Below are 14,935 nucleotides of genomic sequence, written 5' to 3'. Positions count from 1 at the left end.
AGCGAGAAGTCGGTGATGGGGGTCAGCATGATGGTGCTGTTCCCGTTGACCTTCCTGAGCAACGTCTTCGTCAACCCGGGCACCATGCCGGGCTGGCTGCAGGCGTTCGTCAAGGTCAACCCGATCACCCACCTGGTGGCAGCCGTACGCGCGGCGATGGCCGGCACGCCCGACGCGACGAACACACTGTGGTTGCTGCTGTGGAGCGCCGGGTTCGTGGCGGTGTTCGGCACGCTGACCATGTACCGCTACAACCGGCGCTGAGCACGACGGGCACGGGGGTAGCGCGGGGTTCCGCGGTACCCCCGCCGTCGTGGCCGCGGTCTACCGGGCGTTCGCCCACCGCCGGTTGTGCTGGAAGCCGTGCTCGATGCTGCCGAAGAAGTACGACCACACCGGGCTCGTGGCGTAGGGGCCGATCTCGTCGAACATGGCCTTCGCCTCGGCCCGCCGGTCGGCGAGGGCGTAGGCGAGGGCGAGCCAGTTGCGGCACACCATCGCGTCGCCGTGCGTGGGCCGGCCGGCGCCGCGCCACTTCGCCGCGCACGCGTCGTACTCCTGCCGCACCTCCGGCCGCTGGAAGTAGCGGCGGCAGGCCAGCACACCCTCCGGGGTGGGGGTGCCCCAGTTGAACTCGCGCATCGCGTACTCGAAGTGCGCGAACAGCGGGAGCATGGTGACGGCCGTGCCGGGCGGGGCCGCGGCGGCCGCCTGCCGGGCGAGGCCGAACATCTCCTGGTGCGAGCCGTACCACTTCTCGCAGAGGAAGCTCACCGCCGCCAGGTGGGTCCCGAAATTGTACGGGTCACGGCGGAGCGCCTCGGTGAACGCCTGGTGGAACTCCGCCTGCCGGGAGTGGCCGTCGGCGAACATCGCCCAGAGCACGCCGACCCACGGGGTGGGATCGTGCGGGGCGAGGCTGATCGCCCGGCGCGCGGCGGCCGCGGCGTGGGCCGACAGCTCGGCGAAGTCCTGGAACTGCTCCTGGGTCGTGTGGCTGGCCGGGGCCGAGCCCCGCGCCCGACCGGCCTGTTCGGCGAGCGTCGCGGCGAGCAGGACGTTGGCGGTGGGATCGTCGGGGGTGGCCGTCAGCCAGTCGTAGAGCCAGGTGCCGTCGTCGGCGGCCGTGTCGCTGAGGACGCTGACGCGGCGGCCACGGCGTTCCCAGTCGGCGCCGGCGGCTTCGATGACGTCGCGGGCGGCACGCCAGTCTCCGCCGGCCGCCTTGGTCCGCGCGGCACGCAGCTGCAGGTCGTCGAGGGCGCGGTCCACGTCGACGGCCGGCTCGACCGGCCGGGGACCGCGGTTGAACAGGTTCCGGAACACCGGCGGAGCATACGCCCGGCCACCTGTCACGGCGCTCGGCCGATCCGGCAGTTGGTCACTGCCGGATCGGGGAGCCGGCGGCGGGCTGGTGGTCGGCGCCGGGCGAGCGCGGGCGGTCGGGGTGGGACACGTCGTGCAGGCGCCAGGGCACCGGCTCGGGTGGCAGGTAGCGGCAGGAACTGCCGGTGCTGACGGTGTCGCGCAGGTGGGCGGCGAGCGCCGGGTGGCGGTCGCCGAGCCGGCGCAGGGTGTCCCGGATCCGCGCGGTCACCGCCTTGCGCGCCCGCTCGGCCTCGTCGCCGAGCCGGCGGCTGCGGCCGGCCAGCCCGGCTGCGGCACGTAGCTCGGCCAGTAGGGCGGCCCGCTCGGCGTCGAGGGCGGCCACCTTCGGGTCGTCCCCGCGCGCGGCGGCCCGGTCGATCTCGTCGTCGAGCCGCTGGAGGTGGCGCCGATAGCGGGCCTTGGCCTCGTCGTCGAGGACCGGATCGCCGCCGAGGCGTCGGGCGGCGACCAGTTCCGCCCCGGCGGCGGGGTCGAGCAGCTCGACCGCGGGGACTTCGGTGCCCGGGCGGCTCAGCAGCAGGCGTAGGTCGTGGAGCCCCTTGGCGTCGGGCAGGTGCACCACCGTGCCGGCGTACGCGAGTCGCCAGACGGCACCGTCGCGCCGGAACTCGTGATCGAGCGCCGGCCCGGCGGATGCCCGCGCCCCGGACGGCCGCTCGTGCGCGGGCGCGGCGGCCCGACGGTCGGGCCCGGCGGCCGGCCCGACGTCGGGCTCGGCGGCGGCTTCGGCGGCGCCGAGCCGGCGCAGCACCTGCCTCATGCCGAGCGCCCGCGCCTGCTGCGCCGTGGCGGCACGCAGCTCGGCTGCGGCGGCCGCGTCGCCGGCCCGGCCCCGACGGGCCAGGGCGTCCGCCAGCGCGGCGCGGCTGATCAACGACCAGGGTCGGGCACCTAGCCGGTCGGCGCCGTCGCGGGCCGCCTCGAACCCGGCGATCGCGTCGTCCCAGCGCTCCTGGGCCGCGTCGACGACGGCGAGCCAGTGGTCGACCGGGCCGCTGAGGTCGCAGCCGAACAGCGCGGTCAGCCACTGCCCACGGTGCGGCGCCAGCGCCTGGCGCGCCTCGGCGCAACGGCGCGGGTCGCGGGTCGCGGCGGCGACCTGCGCACGCAGGCGCAGCCACAGCGGGGACATCGCCCGGGTGTACGCCGTACCGGCCGCTTCGATGCCGACGGTCAACCGCGTGGCCGTCTCGCCGTCCCCGCGCTCGGCGGCGGTGATCGCCCGGAGCAGGTCCAGGAAGGAGCGGTCGCTCTGCTCCGCGCCGTCGAGCAGCGTGTCGACCTCGGCGTGCCGGCCCTGCAGCAGCAGCCGCGACCAGCGCAGGTGGAGGTTCATGAACGCGTGGTCGGAGTGCTCCCACTCGCCGAAGTCGACCAGCTCGGTGAGGAGGGTGTCGGCCGTCGGGAAGTCACCTCGAAAGGCGGCGATGATGCCGTCGTCGATGGCCGCACCGATGCGGTGGCGGGCGACATCACCCTGCCGGCATCCGGTGACGAAGGCGGTCAGCTCGTCGCGGTAGCGCGGGTCGCCGAGTTCCAGCAGCGCGACCCAGCGCAGCGAGGTCGCCCACAGCTCGGTCTCCCGGTCGCCGGCGCGGCGGGCCACGTCGCGGATCTCGGCGGTGAGTACGGCCCGGTCGGCGGCGGTGCCGAGCCCCCAGGTGGTGTCGTGGCGGGCCCACAGGCTGAAGGTGAGCGCCTCGTCGTCCGCACCGCGGCGGGCGAGCGTCTCGGTGGCGGTGATGAGGTCGGCGACGACGGTGCTCAGCGGCAGGCTGCCGTCGGGTTCGCCGATGAGCCGCCGGTACGCCTCGCGCAGCAACGTCTCGGCGTCGGCCCGGCGGCCGGTGAAGGCCTCGTGCCGGTGGGCGCTGAGCGCCACCCGGGCAAGCGCCACCGGCTCGTCGAGGGTGAGGGCGAGCGCCGCGGCGTCGGCGAGCAGCCGTTGGGCCTCGTCGGCGCCGACGTGGTGCAGCAGTTGGGCGAGCTCCACCATGATCTTGACCCGCTGCACCGGCTCCGCAACCACCTCCAGCGCGCGGCGGAAGTGCAGTGTCGACTCCTCCACGGCCAGCCGGCCGCTCGCGTCCCGGGCGGCGGCGACCAGCAGGTCGGCGGCCCGGGACGGGTCGAGGTCCGCGCCGGCGAGCCAGGCGTGGCGGGCCAGGTCGGCCGGGATCAGCCGGTCGGCGAGCACGGCCGACCGGTCGACGGCCCGCACGACGGCGGCGTGCCGGGGGCGCCGGTCCGCGTCGGGCAGCCCGTCGTAGAGCGTCTCCCGGACCAGGTCGTGGGCGAAGGCGAACCGGCCGCCACCGCGGGCGACCACCAGCCGGGCGGCGACCGCACGGTCGAGGAGCCGGTCGACCTCCGCGGCGGGGGTGGGTATGCAGGCGGCGAGCACCTGCCGGTGGAACTCGCGGCCGAGTACGGCGGCGACGGTGAGCGCCCCGACCACCGGGTCGGGCAGCTGGGCGAGGCGGCGCCGCACGGCCTCCCGGACGCCGGGGGCGATCGTGGTGACCAGGCCGTCGGCCCGCCACAGCCGGGCGGTCTGCTCGACGAAGAACGGGTTGCCGCCGGTGCGCCGGTGCACCTCGTCGACGAGCGCGGGGGCGGGCTCGCGGCCCGCCGTACGCATGATCAGCGCGGCCACCTCGTCGCGGGACAGTCCGGTGAGGGTGATGGTGGTCGCCTTCGTGGTCAGCGGCATCAGCAGCGGGCGCAGGCGGTGGTCGCCCGACTCGACCTCCGCGTCGCGGTAGGTGCCGATCAGCAGCAGTCGTTCGAACCAGGTGTGCTGGGCGGCGAACTGCAGCAGCCGCATCGAGGCGGGATCGGCCCAGTGCAGGTCGTCGAGGACGACCACCACCGGCCGACGCTGGGCGACCGCGACCAGCGCGGTGGTCACCGCGTCGTGCAGCGCGAACTCCTCGGGGCCGCCGTCGGTGGCGTCGTCCCCACTGTCGAGGGCGTGAGCACTGGCGGCCTCGCCGAGCAGGACGGCGAGCCCCGGCTCGGCCGCCTCGCGGGCCAGTGCCCAGTCGTCGGCGCAACGGCGCAGGCGGCGCAGCACCTGCATCCACGGCCAGTAGCCGGGTGCGGCGTCAGAATCCCAGCAGGCGGCGCCGAGCACGAGCGCGCCGCCGCCCCGGGCCTCCTCGGCGGCGGCGGTGACGAGGGTCGTCTTGCCGATGCCCGGCTCGCCGGTGACCAGCACGAGGCCGCCGTGGCTCGCCGTCGCGCGGTCCACTTCGGCGCGTAGCAGAGCCGCGGGGTGCTCCCGCCCGATCAGGATCTCGCGGAACCGCCGCTCCATAACATCGCGACGGTAGCGGAACCCTCCGACATCGGGCTGCCCTTTCGACGAGCTACGCCGGGTGCGATGACTAGGCGCTGGCGTGACGGGTACGCGCGGCCCATGGGTAGTCACAAGGCGAACAAGCACGACCCCGGCGGCGAATCGGCGCGCGCGGGACGGAATCCGGGCAGCGGGGCCCGGGGCCGGCAGGGCTCCGAGGTCGAACGCTCCCCACACCGGCGGCACCTGCGGGCCGCGACCGGCACCTCCGGCACCGAGCGGGACCAGGACCGGGCCAGGGTCGAGGGCGGCGAGCGGATCCAGCGCCAGGGGACCCGCTGAACGCACCGCGGGACTGATCCGAGCAGGCATCGGCGGCCGCGGGGGCGCCGGAAGACGTGGAGGATGATCGAGGTGCCGAAATTCCTGTTGGAGTCGACCTACACCAACGACGGAGTCAAAGGGCTGGTCGCCGACGGTGGTACGAAGCGGGCCGAGGTAGCTCGGCGGGCGATCGAGCGCTGTGGCGGCCGGATGGAGTCCCTGTTCTTCTCATTCGGCAAGTACGACACCTATGCGGTGTGTGACCTGCCGGACCACAAAGCCGCAGCCGCCCTGGCCGTCGCCATCCGGGCGGCGGGCGGGGTGTACAGCCGGGTCACCCCGGTGCTGACGCCCGAAGAGGTCGACGAGGCGACCCGGACGAAGCTGACCTACCAGGCCCCGGGCACGTGAGCCGGGATGCGACCCTGATCCGCGATCCGGGACCGTGACGCTCGCCCCACTCAAGGTCGTCTCAGGATCCACTACGGTGGTCGGGACGGGCGACCGAGTGGGGAGCGTGAGCCTGGGTGTTGCGCATCGGCGTGCTCGGCCCCGTGCGAGTGACCCTCGGCCAGCGGACCGTCCGGCTCGGCCCGAAACTGGTGGAACTGCTGGCGGTCCTGCTGGTCGAGGCGGGCTCGGCGGTGCCGGCGTCCCGGGTCGTCGAGCTGTTGTGGGGCGGGTCGCCCCCACCCGGCGCGCGGGCCACGCTCCGTAGCCACGTGTCGCATCTGCGCCGCGCTCTGAACGCGGCGGAGGAGCCGGTGGTGGTGACGGTCGGCGCGGGCGGCAACGCGGCGTACCGGCTCGACGTGCCACCGGACACGGTCGACCACCACCGGTTCGAGCGCTGGTGCGCGGAGGGCCGCCGGTTGCTCGACACGGGTGAGCCCGACCTGGTCGCGCGCGCGGCCGATCTGCTCCATCGGGCGCTGGCGTTGTGGCGTGGCCCGGCCTTCGCCGACGTGGCGGACCGCTCGTTCGTGCTGCCGAAGGTCGCCCAGCTCGACGCGATGCGCCGCGCGGCGCGGCGGGGGTACGCGGAGGCGCTCAGCTCGCTCGGCCGGCAGGCCGAGGCGATCGCGGAGCTGTCCGGTGCCCTGGTGGACGATCCCTACGACGAGGCCGTGCGGCGGCTGCTCGCCCTGACGCTCTACGCCGAGCAGCGGGTGGACGAGGCGGCCGAGGTCTGCCGCGAGGGCCTGGTGCTGTTGCGGGAGCGCGGGCTGGACGCGCCCGAGCTGCACGAGCTCCAGCGGGACATCCTGCAGCGCCGGCTGCCGTTGCGACCACTGCCGGCCGAGCACGGCAAGCTGCCGCGGCCCTGCCTGCTGCCGCCCGACCCGCCGCAGTTCGTGGGCCGCGCCGACTGCCTCGACCAGGGCCGCAAGCTGCTGCGCTCCACTGCGGACGGCTCCCCCGTCGTACTCGTCGGCGGGCCGGCCGGCGTCGGCAAGACCCTCTTCGCGGTACGGCTGGCGCACCGCGTCCTGGGCGACTTTCCGGACGGGCAGTTGTTCGTCACCATGCGCGGCTTCGACCCGACCGGGCCACCGGTGGCGGCCGGCGAGGCGCTGCGCGGCTTCCTCGACGCGCTCGGCGTGCCGCCCGATCGGGTGCCGGCCACGCTCGAGGCGCAGGCGGGGCTCTACCGCAGCCTGCTGGCCGACCGGCGGGTGCTGGTGGTGCTCGACAACGTCCGCGACGCCGAGCAGGTGCGCCCGTTGCTGCCCGGCGCGCCCGGCTGTGCCGCGGTGGTGGTCAGCCGCAACCAGCTGCCCGGTCTGGTGGTCGCCGAGGGCGCCCGGCCGCTGCGCCTCGCACCGCTGCCCCGGAGCGAGTGCCGGGAGCTGATCGCCCGCCGGTTGGGGGCGGCGCGGGTCGCCGGGGAGCCGGCGGCGGTGGAGGCGATCATCGACGCGTGCGGGCGGCTGCCGCTGGCCCTGGCCATCGTGGCCGCCCGGGCCGCCGCCCACCCCGAGTTCACACTGGCCTCGCTCGCCGAGGAGCTGCCGCCCGCCGGTGGACTCGACGCGTTCACCGGCGGCGACACCAGCACGGACGTACGGGCCGTCTTCTCCTGGTCGTACCAGGGGCTCACCCCGGCGGCGGCTCGGCTGTTCCGGTTGCTGGCGGCGCATCCCGGCCCGGATCTCACGCTCGCCGCGGCGGCCAGTCTCGCCGGCGAGCCCGCGGACCGGGTACGGCCGGCGCTGCGGGAGTTGGCGGCGGCGCACCTGGTGGTGGAGCACCTACCCGGCCGGTTGCTGCTGCACGACCTGCTCCGGATGTACGCCGCCGAACTGGCCGGGGACGACGCCGAGTCGGCAACGGCGCGGCAGCGGGCGCTGGAGCACTACCTGCACACCGCGCTCGCGGCCGACCGGATGCTCTGGCCGCACCGTGATCCGCTGGAGGTACCGCCGGTCACCGACGGTGTGACCGTCGAGGGGTTCGCGGACCAGCCCGCGGCGCTCGCGTGGTTCGAGGCCGAGCACGCGGTGCTGCTCGCCGCCCTGGATCTGGCGGCACGGTACGGGCTCGACGGGTACGTGTGGCCGCTGGCGTGGGCGGCCACGAACTTCTTCGCCCGGCGCGGGCACTGGTCGGACTGGGTGCGGGCCGGGCAGGCCGGGGTGGCCGCCGCGCGGCGGCTGGGTGACCGCGCCGCCGAGGCGGAGGCGCACCGGACCGTGGGCGGCGCGTACGTCCGGATGCACCAGTTCGACGTCGCCGAGGAGCACTACCGGCAGGCGCTGGAGTTGTTCGCCCGGCTCGGCGACCTGGCCGGGCAGGGGTTCACGTACCGCAGCCTGGGCTGGCTGTGCGAGCAGCGTGGGGACATCGGCGCGGCGTTGCGCCATGACCAGCGCGCCCTGGAGCTGTTCCAGCGCGCCGGCCACGAGCGGGGCGAGGCGAACACGCTCAACTCGGTGGGCTGGTGCCACGCGCTGCTGGGCGATCACGAGCAGGCGATCCTGCACTGCCGGCGGTCGCTGGCCCTGCTGGAGCGCATCGGCGACCCGGTCGGCATGGCCGGGGCGTGGGACAGCCTCGGGTACGCCTACCGGCACGTCGACCTCCGGCAGGCGGTCTCCTGTTATCGCGAGGCTCTCGCGCTCTATCAGCGGCTCGGCGACCGTCCCAACGAAGCGACCACCCTCCGCTATCTGGGGGAGACCCAGCGCGCGTCCGGTGACGGCGAGGCCGCCCGGCGATCCTGGCAGCGGTCGTTGGAGATCCTCACCGAGATCGAGCATCCGGAGGCCGCGCGGGTGCGCGCGCTGCTCAGCGGAGCCGGGTGAGGGCCGCTGCGGGGTGCCGCACCCCCCCGTCCTCAGGTGCGGCACCGTCAGGATGGACGACGTCGGGGTTCCTCAGTCCGTGGCCTCCTCGTCGACCTCGTCGGCTGTCGCGGCGACGCCCGCCCGCGGCAGGCCGGCACCGGCCGCGAACCGCTGCTGGAACGGCCCGTTGAGCAGGTGGTCTCGCCGCCCCAGGACGGTGTCGTCGTGCTGGTGCAGCGGCCGGTAGGTGAGGTTGTGGCTGCCCGCGCAGAGGGCTGCCCGGCCGCCCTGCCACGCGGTGGTGAGCTTGAACATCGTCCTTCCCCGGGTCGGGACTCAGACCGACTGATGCCCACTGTGCCGGCGGTCTGTGGAAGCGCTGTGGAAGGCGGCCGGGGTGGGGCGGTCAGCGGGAGTCGGTGACCACGCGCGGGCAGGCGGGGCAGGGCAGCCGGCCGGCTCAGATGCCGCCGTCGACGTACAGGGTCTCCCCGGTGATGTAGGAGGACTGGTCGCCGAGCAGGAAGACCACCGCGTCGGCCACCTCCTCCGACCGTCCGTAGCGCCGCAACGCGACGATCCGGGAGTGGCGTTCGACGTACGCGCGCCGCTCCTCCGACGAGTCCTGCGCCGCCTCCTCGGTCTCGATCGTGCCCGGGGAGACGACGTTGACCCGGATGCCCTGCGGGCCCAACTCCTTGGCCAGCGAGCGCACCAGCCCGAGGAGGCCGGCCTTCGCCGCGGTGTAGTGCGCCCGCTGCGGGATCCCGACCGTGGCCGCCCGGGATCCGATGGCCACCACGGAGGAACCGGCGGTCATCAGCGGCAGGGTCCTGTTGACCATGAGGTAGGCCGCGGTGAGGCTGGTGTCCACCACCCGGTGCCACTCCTGGGGCGTCAGCTCGCCGAACGGCACCTGGCTGATCACCCCCGCGTTGTGCACCAGGCCGTGGACCGTCCGGTAGGTGCTCCGCGCCTCGTCGGCGACCCGCTCGACGTCCTCCGCGTCGGTCACGTCGGCCCGGATCAGCCGGTGCTCGCCGGGGGTTTCCTTGAGTCGCTGGGCGAGCGCGTCGAGATGGTCGCCCTCGGTGCGGTAGCAGGCCACCACGTTCGCGCCGGCCGCGGCCAGGCCGAGGGTGATGCCCCGACCGATGCCCCGGGTCCCCCCGGTGACGATGACGTTCCTGCCGATGAGTTGACCAGGCATGACTCTTTCCCTCCCAGAGGTAGGGCCGACCCGGCTCACAACGCTGCCGTGAAGCTCGCCTCCTGCCCGTCGCGACCACATGGCATCGCCGCCGGCGCAAGCGTCAGGCTAGCAATCAGCACCGATTTGCGATAGACAAGTGGATCTTACGGATAAGTCCGATACGTGGATCCCGTTCTGGTTTCCGTCCCTGGATACGGCGCGACGTCCGTCAGCCGTACATCGGGGCGGCCAGAGTCCGCCACGCCGTAGCGGCGTTCAACGGGAGTCCTGGCGGGTTGTCCGCGACTCCGGCGCCCGGGTGTCACCCCGGGCGCCGGAGCACCGGTCAGCGGCAGCGCCAGCGGACCGCGCGCATGTCGATGGTGTGCTGGCCGGACTTCGTGTCGAGCTGGCCACCGATCACCTGCCCGTCATCGCTGATGCTCACCGCGCCCGCGCCGTACCGGCCGGTGCGCCCGTCGAGGTCGGGCAGCCGCACCAGCCCGTCGTCGGTCGCCAGTCCGGCGTCGATGCGGTCGACCCGGCCGACTACCCATCCTCGACCGTTGCCGGCGGTCGGATTGAGCTTGGGGGGCAACGGCACGTACTCGCCGCGGGCCAGGTGGTAGCGGACGGCGTGCACGGACCTCGTGTCGCCGTCGCCCCGGTACGCCGTGCCGGTGATCCACCCGCCCTGGAACGTCACGGGATGGAATTCGGTCGCCGTACCGTCCGTGGTCGACGGCAGCGGCAGCAGTTCGGGTTTCCCGCCGGAGCGCCAGACGACCGCCTTGATTGCCGCGCCCGGACCGGCCTGAATCATGCCGACGACCGTGCCGTCGGAGTCGACGCCGATGGCGATCCCCTCCCACTTCGGGCCGGGCAGCGGCAGGTCGACGGCCGGCTTGTCCGGTCCGGACCACAGCACCGGCAGCCGCCGGTCGCCGTCCTGCCGGGCCCCGACGATCCGGCCGTCGGCACTGATCGCCGTGGCCTCGCCCGCCCCCACCCCGGGCAGCCGGGTGGCCTTGCCATACCGCACCACGTACGGCTGCGGCCGGCCGCCGAAATACGCCGTACCGACGGCGACGCCGGACGGGCTGATGTCGGTCAGCTCTTGGTAGGAGCCGGGGAGCCGCACGTCGTGGGCGCGATCGCCGTCCCAAATGATCAACGGGTGCGACAGTCCTTGGTCCGGGAACGAGCGACCGAGCAGATACCGGCCGGTCGGGTCGCCGCCGGTGACCAGGCTCTTGCTGCGCCCACCGGGGATGGGCAGCAACTCGGCCGTGCAGGTGGTCGGCCCAGCCGACGGCGGCGGAAGGCTGGCGCTGGCCGACGTCCCCGTCGCCATCGGCCGCCCCCGCTCGATCGGCCGGTCGGCCCGTACGGCCAGCGGCACGGCCGCCACCGCCGCCACCGCCGCCACCCCGGCGACCGAGGCGGTGAACGTCCGGCGGTTGCGCCGGCGCCGGCGCGCCTCGCCTATCGCCGTGGGCAGGTCCACCCGGGACGGCCGGTCGGGGCCGTCGTCGAGATGGCGCAGCAGTCCGGCGAAGTGTTCCTCATCGTTTGTCATCGCACCGCTCCCGTCTCCATCAACACCCGGTCGCCGAGCAGTCGGCGCATCGCGGCGAGACCGTGCGAGGTCTGGCTCTTCACCGTGCCGGCCGAGCAGCCCAGGGTGTGGGCCACTTCGTCCACCGGCAGGTCGTGCAGGAACCGCAGGACCAGGACGGCCCGCTGACGTGGCGGCACCTTCGCCAGCGCGTCCCGCAGCACCGTCCGGTCCTCCACGCCCCGGTCCTCGGTGCGGCGGACGTCCGGCGGCGCGCCGAAGAGCCGGATCCGCCACCAGCCCTTGCGGCGGCCGTCGAGGAAGAGCCGCACCAGGATCGTCCTGACGTACGCGTCGATCTGGTCGGCCCGCGACGCCCGGGACCAGCGCTCGAAGAGCCGGACCGCCGTCTCCTGCACCAGGTCGTCGGCCTGGTCGGTGTCTCCGCACAGCGAATACGCCAGCCGGTGCAGCATCGGCAGCCGCGCGCTGAGGTACTCGACGTATTCCTGTTCCGATGCGTCGGGCATCCGGTTACCTCCGTCAGTTCCCCCCTACAGACAGCCGTTGGCCGGAAACGGTTGTACGGGCCCTTGTCGAGGGTGGCGTCAGCCGGGAAGGCTCGCGATCGCCGCCAGTTGGGCCCGGGACGTGACCCCCAGTTTGGGAAACGCCTTGTAGAGGTGGTAGCCCACGGTCCGCGGGCTGAGAAAGAGCTGGGCGGCGATGTCGCGGTTGGAGGCGCCACCGGCCGCCAGCCGTACGACCTGGCGTTCCTGAGGGGTGAGCACGCTGAGCGGGTCGCCGGCCCGGCGCGGCGCCGCCGGCACGTCGCCGGTGGCGCGCAGCTCCGTGCGGGCGCGTTCGGCCCACAACTCCGCGCCGAGCCGGTCGAAGATCTCCAGAGCGCCGCGCAACTGTACGCGGGCATCCGCCCGCCGTCGTGCCCGCCGCAGCCACTCGCCGTAGGCGAGCCGCGTCCTCGCCTCCTCGTACGGCTGGGCGTCGCCGTGCAGGGGTACGGCCTGCGCGAAATGCGCTTCGTCCTCCTCCACGAGCGCGCGGCAGCGCAGGGCGATCGCGTCCGACGACGGCTGACGGACCTGCCGCGCCCAGGCCTCGTAGCGGGCGAGCGGCTCCTGTGCCAGTTCCGGCTGGCCGCTGCGAATCGCAGCCTCGACCTGGTCCGGGGCGGACAGGACGGCGATGCCGGTGACGGGGATGGCCCGCAACTGCCGGAGGGCCACATCTGGCCGGCCCAGGCCGAGTTCCAGCAGGCCCAGTGCCCAGCGCCCGATGGACGCCGCGAGCACCATGCCCTGCTTGTCGGCTCTCGCCACGCCCTCTTCGGCCTTCGCGCGGCAGCCCCGCCCGTCGCCGAGGTGGGCGAGGACCCAGGCGAGGGAGCACGTCAGGTGGCTGACCCGCTGCTCGTGGCCCAGGTCCGTCGCCAGTCGCAGCCCCGCGTTGAGTGTTGCGGTGGCCTCGCCGTACCGGCCGAGCCAGCCCAGTGCGAGTCCATGGTCCTCGAGCGCGTGGGCGAGCCAGCCGATCATCCCGCTCCGCTGGCAGTCCGCCACGACGCGGCCGGCGATCTCCGCGCCGAAAGCGACGCGGCCCAGCGCGAATGACAGCGAGGCGGTGAAGGTCAGTCCCGGCACCCCCAGCCCGGCCCGCCCGTGTTCGTCGTCCACCGCCTCGCTCATGAGCTCGACCCCACCGCCGATGTCCCCGGCCATCAGGCGGGCCAGCCCGAGCGCCCCGACGACCAGCGGCGAGTCGATCGCGGGAAGCGCGCGGAGCCCGGCGGCGGCCTCCTCCGCCAGCCGGGTGTCCCCGGCGAACCAGGCGCAGCGGACGGCCTCCACCAGCAGCCAGGTGGCTCGCTCGGCGGACCGGGCGGCCACGCGGGGGGCGCCGTCCAAGATGATCCGGCCCGCCGCGAGTGGGGTGCCCGACTCGAATTCGCGATGGGCGCGTACCTGGACCAGAGCGGCGGTGACGTCCGGGTCGTCCACATCGGGCGTGGCGCGGTCGGCGAGCCCGGCAGCCCGATCCATCAGTCCCGCGTCACTTGCCGCCAGCGCGGCAGCGGCCAGTCGTCCGGATCGTCGGACCGGGTCGGCGGTGAGTTCGGCGGCCCGCTCGTACGCGGCGGCGATCGCGGCGTGGCCGCCGCGGCCACGGGCCCGCTCCGCCGCTTCCGCCAGCTCCCGGGCGATGTCCTCGTCGGGACCGAGCGCGGCGGCGGCCAGGTGCCACGCCCGCCGGTCGGCCGCGTCGACGGCCGGCGAGCGGCTGAGGGCGTCGGCAAGGGCCCGGTGTACGGCGAGGCGGCGGGCGGCCGGCGCGCTCTGATAGGCGGCGGCCCTGATGAGGGGGTGCCGGAAGCCGACAACGTTGCCGGTGATCTCGATCAGCCGGTTCCGCTCGGCGGCTCCCAGCCCGTCGAGGGAGGCACCCGCGGCTACCAGCGTCTCCAGCTCGCCGGAGCCGTCCGCCGCCGCGATCAGCAGCGCAGCCCGTGCGGGCTCGGGAAGCGCGGCTATCTGGGCCTGGAACGCGTCCCGGACTCGGTCGGCGACGGGCATCGCACCCACCGGTGACAGTCGTCCCGCCCGCTGCTCGGCGCTGAGCGCGGCGGGCAGTTCGAGGAGCGCCAGCGGGTTGCCGTCCGACTCCTCGATGAGTCGCTCCCGCACCTGCGGTGGAAGGTCGGCGGGGAGCAGGGCGGCGGCGGCTGAGTTGTCCAGCCCGCCGAGCCGGAGCTCGGGCAGCCCGACGGCGGGGAAGCCCTCGCGGGCGGCGAAGATCATGACGACGCCTTCGGCCTCGAGGCGGCGGGCGGCGAACATCAGCGCGTCGAGGGACGCCTGGTCGAACCACTGTGCGTCGTCGATGAGGCAGAGCAGCGCGCCGTCCCCGGCTAGCTCGGCGAGCAGGCTCAGCGTGGCCAGCCCGACCAGGAACCGGCTGCGCGGGGCGATGTCGCCCAGCCCGAGAGCGCCGTTGAGGGCGGTGGCCTGCGCGTCGGGCAGCGTGTGGATCCGGTCGAGACCGGTGCGCAGGAGCAGGTGGAGTGCGGCGAAGGGCAGCGTGGCCTCGGACTCGACACCGACGCCACGCACGACGCGTATGCCCTCCGCCCGCTCGGCGGCATGCCTCAGGAGCGCGGACTTGCCGATCCCCGCCGGGCCTCGGACGACCAGGGTTCCGCTCCGGCCGGCCCGGGCCTCCGCCAGGAGCCGCTCGATCCGCGCCTGCTCGCCGGCTCGTCCGTACAACACGTCCGGAACCTACCGTCACCGTGACTGATTCGGCCCGGCGCGTTCCTCCGTAGCTTCGTGATCAACGGCACGTCAGCACTATGAAGGGACCGCCGAGATGGCCACCATCGCCAGCACCGTCCAGCCCGCCGCCGACGCCAGGCTGCTCCGCTTCGCCCTGAAGCAGGATGCGATGGGCTCCGGCGCCATCGGAGTCGTCTGCGTCCTCGCCGCGGCGATCTTCGGTGAGCTGTTCGGCCTGCCCGCCGCCTTCCTCTACCCGATCGGGGCGTTCCTGGTCGCCTGGGCCGCCGCCCTGTTCTTCCTCGCCGCACGACCGACGGTGAGCAGGGCCGCGGTGGTCGCCGTGATGGCGGTCAACGCCGCCTGGGTGGTCGGGAGCGCCGAACTGCTCATCGCCGGTTGGTTTCCGTTGACCGGCCTCGGCACCGCGCTGGTGGTCGCGCAGGCGGTCGTGGTCGCCGGCTTCACCGGCCTGCAGTTCGCCGGTCTTCGCAAGGCGGGTTGAACTCCGTGCGATCCGTCGGCGCCCGTCCCGGCCGGGACGGCCAGATCGGTGCGGGCGAGCACCTCGGAAGTGGCGGTGAGGTCGCCCTT

At 74.3% G+C, this 14,935-nt stretch carries 12 protein-coding genes; 5 read left to right on the top strand and 7 right to left on the bottom strand.

The features are described from left to right. On the top strand, positions 1-264 hold a 264-nt coding region (locus ABZ570_RS31220; RefSeq protein ID WP_358071317.1), incomplete at its 5' end, for an ABC transporter permease. 60 nt (positions 265-324) lie between these two features. Here ABZ570_RS31220 and ABZ570_RS31215 read toward each other — a convergent pair. Continuing rightward, a complete protein-coding gene (locus ABZ570_RS31215; RefSeq protein ID WP_358071315.1) occupies positions 325-1,326 on the bottom strand; it encodes a hypothetical protein in 1,002 nt (333 codons plus the stop codon). Between the two features lie 55 nt (positions 1,327-1,381). Next, positions 1,382-4,708, bottom strand: coding sequence for an AAA family ATPase (locus ABZ570_RS31210; RefSeq protein ID WP_358071313.1), 3,327 nt, complete (start codon positions 4,706-4,708; stop codon positions 1,382-1,384). 102 nt (positions 4,709-4,810) lie between these two features. On the opposite strand from ABZ570_RS31210, the gene ABZ570_RS31205 reads away from it, so the two are divergent. The 3 genes from ABZ570_RS31205 (at position 4,811) to ABZ570_RS31195 (ending at position 8,319) form a co-directional block, all read left to right on the top strand. Beyond that, the gene (locus ABZ570_RS31205) at positions 4,811-5,032 is read left to right on the top strand and encodes a hypothetical protein (RefSeq protein ID WP_358071311.1); all 222 of its coding nucleotides are present in this window, start codon (positions 4,811-4,813) and stop codon (positions 5,030-5,032) included. A gap of 63 nt (positions 5,033-5,095) precedes the next feature. Then, complete coding sequence (locus ABZ570_RS31200) at positions 5,096-5,425, top strand: GYD domain-containing protein (protein WP_358071309.1); 330 nt, start codon at positions 5,096-5,098, stop codon at positions 5,423-5,425. A 116-nt stretch (positions 5,426-5,541) separates the two neighbouring features. Then, positions 5,542-8,319, top strand: a complete 2,778-nt coding sequence (locus tag ABZ570_RS31195; protein WP_358071307.1) for a tetratricopeptide repeat protein — start codon at positions 5,542-5,544, stop codon at positions 8,317-8,319. A 72-nt stretch (positions 8,320-8,391) separates the two neighbouring features. Here ABZ570_RS31195 and ABZ570_RS31190 read toward each other — a convergent pair whose 3' ends face one another. From ABZ570_RS31190 to ABZ570_RS31170, 5 genes are all read right to left on the bottom strand, one after another. Next, positions 8,392-8,616 carry a hypothetical protein gene (locus ABZ570_RS31190; protein WP_358071305.1) on the bottom strand — a complete coding sequence of 75 codons (225 nt, stop codon included), beginning with the start codon at positions 8,614-8,616 and terminating at the stop codon, positions 8,392-8,394. Between the two features lie 145 nt (positions 8,617-8,761). Next, positions 8,762-9,511, bottom strand: a complete 750-nt coding sequence (locus ABZ570_RS31185) for an SDR family oxidoreductase (RefSeq protein WP_358071303.1) — start codon at positions 9,509-9,511, stop codon at positions 8,762-8,764. 328 nt (positions 9,512-9,839) lie between these two features. Continuing rightward, entirely contained in the window at positions 9,840-11,072 is a 1,233-nt protein-coding gene (locus tag ABZ570_RS31180) for a hypothetical protein (protein ID WP_358071301.1), read from the bottom strand. After that, complete coding sequence (locus tag ABZ570_RS31175; RefSeq protein ID WP_358071299.1) at positions 11,069-11,581, bottom strand: SigE family RNA polymerase sigma factor; 513 nt, start codon at positions 11,579-11,581, stop codon at positions 11,069-11,071. The genes ABZ570_RS31180 and ABZ570_RS31175 overlap by 4 nt, the downstream gene beginning before the upstream one ends. Positions 11,582-11,659: 78 nt before the next feature. Further along, a complete protein-coding gene (locus tag ABZ570_RS31170; RefSeq protein WP_358071297.1) occupies positions 11,660-14,338 on the bottom strand; it encodes an AAA family ATPase in 2,679 nt (892 codons plus the stop codon). Between the two features lie 97 nt (positions 14,339-14,435). Between ABZ570_RS31170 and ABZ570_RS31165 the strand changes: the two genes are divergently transcribed. Then, the gene (locus ABZ570_RS31165) at positions 14,436-14,846 is read left to right on the top strand and encodes a hypothetical protein (protein ID WP_358071295.1); all 411 of its coding nucleotides are present in this window, start codon (positions 14,436-14,438) and stop codon (positions 14,844-14,846) included. The last annotated feature ends 89 nt before the right edge of the window (positions 14,847-14,935 follow it).

The organism is Micromonospora sp. NPDC007271, from assembly GCF_040634005.1.
GTDB lineage: Bacteria > Actinomycetota > Actinomycetes > Mycobacteriales > Micromonosporaceae > Micromonospora.
Note: the sequence above shows the minus strand (reverse complement) of the source record. Positions and strands in the feature narration are given on the sequence as shown.

What these genes read in the sequence shown, in the direction of transcription:
- ABZ570_RS31210 (WP_358071313.1), bottom strand. Translation starts at nt 4,708, where the DNA reads ATGGAGCGGCGGTTCCGCGAGATCCTGATCGGGCGGGAGCACCCCGCG.
- ABZ570_RS31205 (WP_358071311.1), top strand. Translation starts at nt 4,811, where the DNA reads ATGGGTAGTCACAAGGCGAACAAGCACGACCCCGGCGGCGAATCGGCG.
- ABZ570_RS31200 (WP_358071309.1), top strand. Translation starts at nt 5,096, where the DNA reads ATGATCGAGGTGCCGAAATTCCTGTTGGAGTCGACCTACACCAACGAC.
- ABZ570_RS31190 (WP_358071305.1), bottom strand. Translation starts at nt 8,616, where the DNA reads ATGTTCAAGCTCACCACCGCGTGGCAGGGCGGCCGGGCAGCCCTCTGC.
- ABZ570_RS31185 (WP_358071303.1), bottom strand. Translation starts at nt 9,511, where the DNA reads ATGCCTGGTCAACTCATCGGCAGGAACGTCATCGTCACCGGGGGGACC.
- ABZ570_RS31180 (WP_358071301.1), bottom strand. Translation starts at nt 11,072, where the DNA reads ATGACAAACGATGAGGAACACTTCGCCGGACTGCTGCGCCATCTCGAC.
- ABZ570_RS31175 (WP_358071299.1), bottom strand. Translation starts at nt 11,581, where the DNA reads ATGCCCGACGCATCGGAACAGGAATACGTCGAGTACCTCAGCGCGCGG.
- ABZ570_RS31165 (WP_358071295.1), top strand. Translation starts at nt 14,436, where the DNA reads ATGGCCACCATCGCCAGCACCGTCCAGCCCGCCGCCGACGCCAGGCTG.